At 69.3% G+C, this 7,957-nt stretch carries 8 protein-coding genes and 2 pseudogenes; all 10 read right to left on the bottom strand.

Annotated features, from left to right (window positions below; all coding sequences use genetic code 11):
* Window positions 1–283 (bottom strand): annotated as a pseudogene (locus AC2VON_RS20730) (putative cytokinetic ring protein SteA); the annotation flags it as partial.
* 97 nt (window positions 284–380) lie between these two features.
* Window positions 381–2,210: a DNA repair protein RecN gene (gene recN, locus AC2VON_RS20725; protein ID WP_486954598.1), complete on the bottom strand. Its 1,830-nt coding sequence runs from the start codon at window positions 2,208–2,210 to the stop codon at window positions 381–383.
* Between the two features lie 23 nt (window positions 2,211–2,233).
* The gene (locus AC2VON_RS20720) at window positions 2,234–3,166 is read right to left on the bottom strand and encodes an NAD kinase (RefSeq protein WP_486954597.1); all 933 of its coding nucleotides are present in this window, start codon (window positions 3,164–3,166) and stop codon (window positions 2,234–2,236) included.
* A complete protein-coding gene (locus tag AC2VON_RS20715; protein ID WP_486954596.1) occupies window positions 3,163–3,990 on the bottom strand; it encodes a TlyA family RNA methyltransferase in 828 nt (275 codons plus the stop codon). Before AC2VON_RS20715 ends, AC2VON_RS20720 begins: the two co-directional genes overlap by 4 nt.
* 8 nt (window positions 3,991–3,998) lie before the next feature.
* Window positions 3,999–4,175, bottom strand: a complete 177-nt coding sequence (locus tag AC2VON_RS20710) for a hypothetical protein (protein WP_486954595.1) — start codon at window positions 4,173–4,175, stop codon at window positions 3,999–4,001.
* A gap of 47 nt (window positions 4,176–4,222) precedes the next feature.
* Window positions 4,223–4,927, bottom strand: coding sequence for a mycothiol-dependent nitroreductase Rv2466c family protein (locus AC2VON_RS20705; RefSeq protein WP_486954594.1), 705 nt, complete (start codon window positions 4,925–4,927; stop codon window positions 4,223–4,225).
* Window positions 4,924–5,709 (bottom strand): maleylpyruvate isomerase family mycothiol-dependent enzyme, encoded by a 786-nt coding sequence (locus AC2VON_RS20700; RefSeq protein ID WP_486954593.1) that lies wholly within the window; start codon window positions 5,707–5,709, stop codon window positions 4,924–4,926. Before AC2VON_RS20700 ends, AC2VON_RS20705 begins: the two co-directional genes overlap by 4 nt.
* Before the next feature lie 62 nt (window positions 5,710–5,771).
* Window positions 5,772–6,800 (bottom strand): HAD-IIA family hydrolase, encoded by a 1,029-nt coding sequence (locus tag AC2VON_RS20695; RefSeq protein WP_486954592.1) that lies wholly within the window; start codon window positions 6,798–6,800, stop codon window positions 5,772–5,774.
* A 1-nt stretch (window position 6,801) separates the two neighbouring features.
* A complete protein-coding gene (locus tag AC2VON_RS20690; protein ID WP_486954591.1) occupies window positions 6,802–7,644 on the bottom strand; it encodes a tetratricopeptide repeat protein in 843 nt (280 codons plus the stop codon).
* A gap of 91 nt (window positions 7,645–7,735) precedes the next feature.
* A pseudogene (locus AC2VON_RS20685) lies at window positions 7,736–7,957 on the bottom strand (tyrosine--tRNA ligase); the annotation flags it as partial.

The raw sequence follows: 7,957 nt of genomic DNA, 5'->3' as shown, positions 1-7,957 counted from the left end.
TCGGCCCAGCGTCGTCGATCAGCGTGATGCCGTTGCCGACCAGCACCTCCGGACCGAGATTGGGGTAGCGCCCGGAGATCGACGACGACGCGTTGACGACGCCGGCGATCTCGGCGTCGACCAGCGCATCGGCGGTGATCCGGTCCAAGTCGAGGATGTCGAGGACCACGATGTCCCCGCGGCCGACCCGCCGCAGCAGACGGTCCACGTCGCGGTCGACCCGAGCGGTACCGACCACACCCGGCCGGGAGGCGTTTCGGGACAGCAGCGCCGACATCTTCATGGGGGCGATTCTGTCGGGGAAACCCGTCAGACACTGGGAGGCGCGCCGTAACAACAGCCTCAGTAATTGCGTCCTGTCACATGCGTCACCAGTTTTATCAACCTGGATCCCGGTCGTCCCGGTCGTCTAGGGCAGTTGCGAGCAGTTCCCGCGCATGTGCCCGCCCGGTGTCGGACTCCCCCAACCCGGCCAGCATCCGAGCCAACTCGGCCACCCGATCGTCATCGTCGAGGCGTCGCACCCCGCTGGCGCCATCGGCCCCGGCGCCCTCGACCACCAGGTGCACGTCGGCATACGCCGCGACCTGAGGCAGATGGGTCACCACGATGACCTGGTGGGTACGCGCCAGCCGCGCCAGCCGCCGCCCGATCTGCACCGCCGCCCGGCCGCCCACCCCGGCGTCGACCTCGTCGAACACCATCGTGGCGCCCACCGAGTGCGGTGACGACGTCGCCAGCACCACCTCCAGCGCCAGCATCACCCGGGACAGCTCGCCCCCGGAAGCGCTCTTGGCCAGCGGCAACACCGCCATGCCCCGGTGCGCGGCGAACCCGAACTCGACCTGGTCGATGCCGTCGGCGCCGGCGTGCACGGCCACGCCCGACGGCAGCATCAGCGCGGCCTGATCCGCCGAGCCGGCACCGGCCGCCGGCGGGTTGGCCAGCTTGACGGTGAACTCGGCATCGGTCATCGCCAGCCCGGACAGTTCGGCGGTGACGGCCTGGGCCAGCCCGGCTGCAGCCTTGTTGCGTGCCTCGCTGAGGTCCACCGCGGCCCGCAGCAGCCGGCCGGTCAGCTCGTCATAGCTGCGTGCCAACTCCCCCAGCGCTTCCTCCGACACGTCGAGCTGGGTCAGCCGGTCGCGGGCGTCTCGAGCCCACTGCAGCACGCCGGTGATGTCGGATGCGTATTTACGGGTCAGTGTGCGCAGCTCGGCCTGCCGGGCCAGCTTCGCGTCCAACGCGCCGGCGTCAACAGGCAGCTCGCTGAGGTAACCGCCGAGTTCGCGAGCCACGTCGCCGACCACCGCGAGCGCCTCGCCGAGCTGTTCGCCCAGCGCTCGCAGCGCGACGTCATCGGTGCTGGCCAGGGCCGACTTCGCCTGCCCCAGTCGGTCGGTGGCCGACGTCGGTCCCGTCGCCGTCTCGGCAACCTCGCCTACCAGGTCGCCTACCTCATCGCCTACCTCATCGCAGGCCCCAGCCAGCACCGCACGCGCGGTGGCTGCCACCGCACGCAGCGTGTCGAGTTCGGAGAGCCGCCGGATGTCGACGGCCAGCGCATCGTCCTCGCCGGGCTGCGGGTCGGCGGCGTCGATCTCGTGCAGCGCGAAGCTCAGCCGGTCGGCCTCCTGGGCGAGTTCGCGGGCCCGGCCCCGTCGGTCGGCCAGGTCGCGCCACGTCGACTGCCAGGCGCGATGCAGGGCCTGGTACTGCTCCAGCAGCGCCGCAACACCGGCGAACTTGTCGAGCGCTGCCCGCTGTTCTTCGGGCCGCATCAGCCGCAGCTGGTCGTTCTGGCCGTGCAGGGTGAGCAGCCCCGCGGTGAAACCATTCAGTGACTTGGCGGGTACGCCGCGGCCACCGAGGTAGGCCCGCGAGCGGCCGTCGTTGCTGACCGAACGCAGCGCGATCACGCTGCCGTCCTCGTCGCGCTCGGCGCCCGACGCGTCCAGGATCTGCTCGATCCGCGCCGCCGCGCAATCCGCGAGATCGGCGGTGACGAAGCGGCCTTCCACCACCGCGCGTGCCGAACCCGACCGCACCCTGCCGGCGTCGGCGCGGGCACCGCCGAGCAGGTGCAACCCGGTCACCACCATGGTCTTGCCGGCGCCGGTCTCGCCGGTCAGCACCGTCAGGCCGCGGTCGAACTCGGCGGTGGCCGCGCTGATCGCCCCCAGCGATTCGATACGGATCTCAGTCAGCACCTGCGCAGCTCCGTCACTGACCGTTACTGTCCGCGCCACCCGGTGACCGGCAGCCGGAACTTGCGCACCAATCGGTCGGTGAACGGCACGCTGTCCAGCCGCGCCCATTTCACCGGTGTGTCAGAGCGGCGCACCTCGAGCCGCCCGCCGGGCGGTACCAGCATTTCCCGGCGGCCGTCGCAGAACACCAGGGCACTGTGGCCGCCGGTCTCCACCTCGATCGCGATGGCGGAATCCGGGCTGGTCACCATCGGCCGGCCGAACAGTGCGTGCGCGTTGTTGGGCACCACCAAGATCGCGTCCACGTCTGGCCAGAGCACCGGGCCGCCCGCCGAGAACGCGTAGGCGGTGGACCCGGTCGGTGTCGACACCAGCACCCCGTCGCAGCCGAACGCCGACACCGGCCGGCCGTCCACTTCGACGACCACACCGAGCACGCCGAGCCGGGGGCCTTTTTCCATGCTGGCCTCGTTCAGCGCCCAGCCGCGGTCCACGACCTGGCCGGCTGCCCGCACCACCACGTCCAGCGTCATGCGGTCCTCAACCGGGTAGTCGCGGGCGATCACGCGATCGAGCACCGTGTCGATGGTCTCGGCCTCGGCTTCGGCCAGGAAGCCGATTCTGCCCAGGTTGACGCCGAGCACCGGAATGTCGGTATTGCGGGCCAGTTCGGCCGCCCGCAGGAACGTGCCGTCGCCGCCGAGCACCAGCACCAGCTCGCAGCCCTCGGCGGCACGGTGGTCCGGGTCCACCACTTCGATGTCGACGCCCAGCGCGCGCATGTCGTCGGGCGCCAGGTGCAGCGGCCCCTTGTCGACGGCCTCGGCCGACAGCACCCGCAACGCCATGTCGTGATCGCCCAGGACTTTTTCCACCCGGCGTGCGGTGTCGGTTGCCTCTTCACGTCCGGTGTGGACCACCAGCAGAACGGTGCGTTTGTCGCTGCTGGTGCTCACTGCGGACCTTTCGCGACGGCGTCGTGCACGGCTCGGCGCAGCGCGTTGCCGGTCAACCGGTGACCGAGCCGGCCGGGCGTGTCGCGCAGGCCACGCAGCCACAGGAAGTACTCGACATTGCCGGACGGACCCGGCAACGGGCTGGCGGTGACGCCGGCACTGTGCCACCCCAGCTGCTCGGCCCGGTGCGCGACGGCCAGCACCGCAGTCACGCGCAGCTGCGGGTCGATCACCACTCCGCCGGCGCCCACCTGCCCTCGCCCCACCTCAAACTGCGGCTTCACCATGGGAACGATATCGGCGCCCGGTGACGCACAGTCAATCAGTGCGGGCAACACGGTTGCCAGCGAGATGAACGACAGGTCTGCGACGATCAGCTCGGCTGTGCCGCCGATCACATCCGCTGACAGGTCACGTACGTTGGTTCGTTCCCGAACGGTCACCCGCGGATCGGTGCGCAGCGACCAGGCCAGCTGCCCGTATCCGACGTCGACGGCGACCACCTGGGCCGCGCCACGATCGAGCAGCACCTCGGTGAACCCGCCGGTTGACGCGCCGGCATCCAGGCAGTGCCGCCCCTGCACGGCGATCCCGAAAGCGTCCAGCGCGCCGATGAGCTTGTGCGCTCCGCGCGACACCCAGCCACGATCCCCGTCGGCGGCGACGACGAGACTGGCCGCGGGGGTGACGGCGGTGGCCGCCTTGACCGCCGGGATGCCGTCGATCGTGACCTTTCCGGCGCCGATCAACTCGGCAGCCTGCTGACGGGATCGGGCCAGTCCACGCCGGACCAGTTCGGCGTCGACGCGGGCATGCCGAGACATGCGCGAACTCAGCCTTTCTCCACCGATTCCAGCGCATGCACCAATAGGTCGTGCGCTTCTTCCAGACGGCGGGCCAACTCATCGATGTGCACAGTTGCGGGCAGCTCGGTGAGCTCGGCGTCGCCGGGCAGCTCGGCGAGCAGCGCCTCTATCCGGGCTTTGATTTGGTCGGGTTCGGTAGTCATTGCGCCATTGAGGCTACTTCGATCTGACAAGTCCGTGCGTTGATCCCCTACGGCGCGGTTCCGCGGTCCGCAAAGGTGATGACCTCGCCGCGATTGATTGACACCCAGTCCCGCGCCTCCAGATATGGGCGGAAGGTCTCGGTAATCAGCTGCTCGTCGACCCGCGTCTTCGGTCGCTGCAGCTCGTAGAGATGGGGAAACTCCGTCCAGGCGATGACGGCGTTCCACAACCGCACGGCCGCCTCCCCGTTGGGCGGATCGACGAGGACCGGCCCGAAAAGGCACTGACCACCGGCAAAGAACATCGTCGGCACGCCAAAGCCGCCGGCGTCGATCACCCGTTGGTGGTCTGCCATGACCTCCGCGCTGGTCGTAGGGTCGGCGATCGCCTGGTCGACGAGGCCTGCGTCGAAACCGAGTTCTTCCAGCAGGTGCTCAGCCACCGCCTTTTCATGCGGCTTGCGGCCCTCGACGTGCAGCGCCCGCCCGGCCCGTTCGTACCACGCATCGAGGTCTGCCATCGATCGGCGGCGTAGCAGCGCGCCGATGCGCATCATCGACCAGCCGTATGACCACTCCCGCTCCCAGGGGTGCTTCTTGCCCTCCGGGCGATTGATCTCCTCGAGGCTGAAGAACCGCCAGTTCACCGAGAGACCGGTTTCGTCGCGTACCGCGCGAACCCACCGCGACGTCTGGTATGCGAACGGGCACATGACGTCGAAATGGAAGTCGACAGCGGCCGGATCGGTCACATCGTGAACCTCAGGTTGCGGGCGGCTCGCTCGCCGAGTTCGGCGTCACCCGTCCACGTGACCACACCGGAGTCGATCGGGATCTGGGGATCTATGCGTCCGCAGGCGAGCTGGATGAAGGTTGTGGAGTCCATCGTGAGAGTCACGTCCGGGTTGTCCAAACGGTCGATCTGCTTGGCCCGGCCATCGACGACGACGTTGAGTTCCCGAACGAGCGGTCCGGTCAGGCAAAAGGAGATGCTCTTACCGTCCGGCAGATCCACCAACTTGGCGACGATGTATCCGATCGAACTCTGCACCTCATCCAGGGCGATCTCGGCCGCGAGACCGGTGTCGTCGGTTACCCGGTCGAGCGGGGTCGTGATGTCGCGTTCGTGGACCCAAAAGTCGAAGACCCGGATCGCCAGGAACCGCCCGTAAGTACCGACCCCGGTGGGCATCCACGACGGACGCTTGAGATCCGCACCGGAAAGCGCCGCCAGGTCGCGCCGCCGACGGTCGTAGATCGTGCGAACGTTTTCGACGTAGGAAGTGCCGCGGACAGCGGTATCCCGCGGGAACTCCGCCGCTCGCTCGAAAGGCGGCGGGGTCTGATCATCCTCGGGCAGCCAGCCGGCCAGGACGGTCTCAATGCTGGTGACGTGGCTGACGACGTCGCGGACCGTCCAAGCGGGACACAGTGATTGAGCCCGCCATTCGGCTTGGTCGAGATCGCTGCAGAGGGCTTCCATCGAGGAGTAACACCCGTTGAGGGCCGCGCGAATCTCGTCGAGGCTTCTCATCGCCGCTCCTTTGCGGGTGCCGCTCTGGCTTCACCGATTCAGGCTCGAAACCACCTGTCAGGTTAGCAGTTCCGGAGATGGCACGGGCCGGGCCGAAACCAGCGCTGCAGTGCCTCCCGCGCCGTGTCATCGCCGGGTTCGACTGTGAAGGAGTCGCTATCGAAGTCCGCGTCCCACACCGCACGGGCGACGGCGCGAACGACCGACAGCCCATCACCGTCGGCATCGGGCCGGCCGGAATCGACCGTTACCGTAGCGCCGCTGATCTGCACCCGCCAGTCCGGTTGGGTAGCGACCGCAAGCACGTCGGCGTCGGTGTGCAGCGAGCGCAGGTCGTGGGCGATATAAGTCGGCCGTTGTTCGGCTGCTGCCTGGACGGCGTCGCAGGCTGTGCTGACGCCGGTGAGCACCATCAGGCCGGGCAACCCGGCGGCGTTGGCACCGGCGATATCGGTGTCCAGCCGGTCGCCGACCACCAGCGGGGCGTGAAAGTCGCCCCGGGCCAGCGCATCTCTCATCAAAGCCGGCGACGGCTTGCCCGCGACCACAGGTGCGGCATCGGTGGCCGCCCGCAGCGCGGCCACCATGGCACCGGTGCCCGGCAACAGGCCCCGTTCGGAGGGCAGCGTGCGATCGACGTTGGTCGCCACCCACAGCGCACCGGCCCGGATGGCCAGCGCCGCCTCGGCGAGATCGGCCCAGCCGGTGTCGGTGGAATGACCCTGGACCACCGCAACCGGTTCGTCGTGCCAGCGGCGCACCGGCCGCAACCCGACCGCGCCGATCTCGGCGGCCAGCGCCTGGGTGCCGACGACCAGCACCGGCGAATCGGGTGGGAGCTGTGCCGCCAGCAGATGGGCGGCAGTCTGCGCGCTGGTCACCACGTCGTCGTCGGCCGCGGCGAAGCCGAGCCGGTGTAGGTGTGCCGCCACTTCGGCCGCGGCGCGGGATGCGTTATTGGTGATGAACAACGTGCGGGTCTGCGCCCGCTGCAGCGACTGCACTGCGCCCTCGGTGGGCTCCTCGCCGCAATATACCGTCCCGTCCAGATCGATCAGCAAGCAGTCATGTTGGGCGGCCAGTGTTTTCATCTCAGCTCAGCTCACCGACCCGGTCCTCGGCGTCGGTGACTCCGTCGGTGTCGGCGGCCGCGGAATGTACGAACCACCGTAGCGCCTCTTCGGTCCGGCCCAGCGCCAGCAACGTGTCGGCGTAGGCATAGCACAGCCGCGCAGCGGTCGATCCGATGCGACGCGGATCCAGCTGCGGGGTGGACAGCACCGTCAGGGCCTGTTCCAGCTGGCCGAGATCGGCGCGGGCGCCGGCGACGACGATACGCAACTCGTCGGCGTCGTTGCCGCGCAGCTGCGCCGCTTCCGGGCCGTGCGCCAGGTCGATCGCCCGTTGCGGGCGGCCCAGCCCGCGTTCGCAGTCGGCGATCATCGGCAGCAGCACCGACGTGCTGCCCATTCTGCGCGCCGCACGCAGCTCGGCCATGGCCTGCGCCCAGTCGCCGCAGCGGTAGGCCGCAATCCCGACGGCTTCCCGCACGGCGGGCAGGCGCGCCGACCGGGCTCGTGCCGCACGCGCATGCTGCAACGCGGCTTCGGGATCATCGTCGATCAGCGATCCCGCGGCGACGAGGTGGCGTGCGACGGCATCGGCTGTGGCACGATCCAGGGTGCGCAGTTCACTGCGAACTTCGGGCGCCAGTTGCTTGGCTTCCACGCCGGGGGGGATCGCCGGCCGGTCGTCGACTGCTGCTGGGCCGTCATCCGGTGGGTGCGGGCCGGTTTCCGGGGCATGTTGCGGCTGTGCCCGGCGTGCCCGGTCCGGGCCGGACCACCTAGGGGCCCGCGGCTTCCGGGAGGTGCGTCGCAGTTCGCTGGCTCCCGCCTGGATTCGCCGCTTACCATTGCCGCCGTCTTCGACCACCTCACGCCTTCCACCTAAAATCACTGCCACCGCAAAGGATACGGAAGGCGAACGCTGCTGGCTTGAGACGGGACGTTGCGGCCGTCAAAGGTCAGCCGGCCCGCTCTGCGACCCGTTCGATACCGGCCACGGTGCGCTTGCCGCGGCGCAGCACCAGCCAGCGGCCGTGCAGGAAGTCACCGCGCTGCGGAGCCCATTCGTCGTGATAGATCCGATTGTTGTTCACCGAAACCCCGCCCTCGCCCACCGTGCGCCGGGCCGCACCCTTGCTCGCCGACAGCCCGGTGGCCACCAGCAGGTCGACAATGCCGTC

Source organism: Mycobacterium sp. TH-M82 (assembly GCF_057473605.1).
This window is presented reverse-complemented; position numbering and strand designations above follow the sequence as displayed.

Coding starts and splice junctions, on each gene's coding strand:
- AC2VON_RS20715 (WP_486954596.1), bottom strand. CDS start 3,990: ATGTCTCGGCATGCCCGCGTCGACGCCGAACTGGTCCGGCGTGGACTG.
- AC2VON_RS20710 (WP_486954595.1), bottom strand. CDS start 4,175: ATGACTACCGAACCCGACCAAATCAAAGCCCGGATAGAGGCGCTGCTC.
- AC2VON_RS20700 (WP_486954593.1), bottom strand. CDS start 5,709: ATGAGAAGCCTCGACGAGATTCGCGCGGCCCTCAACGGGTGTTACTCC.
- AC2VON_RS20695 (WP_486954592.1), bottom strand. CDS start 6,800: ATGAAAACACTGGCCGCCCAACATGACTGCTTGCTGATCGATCTGGAC.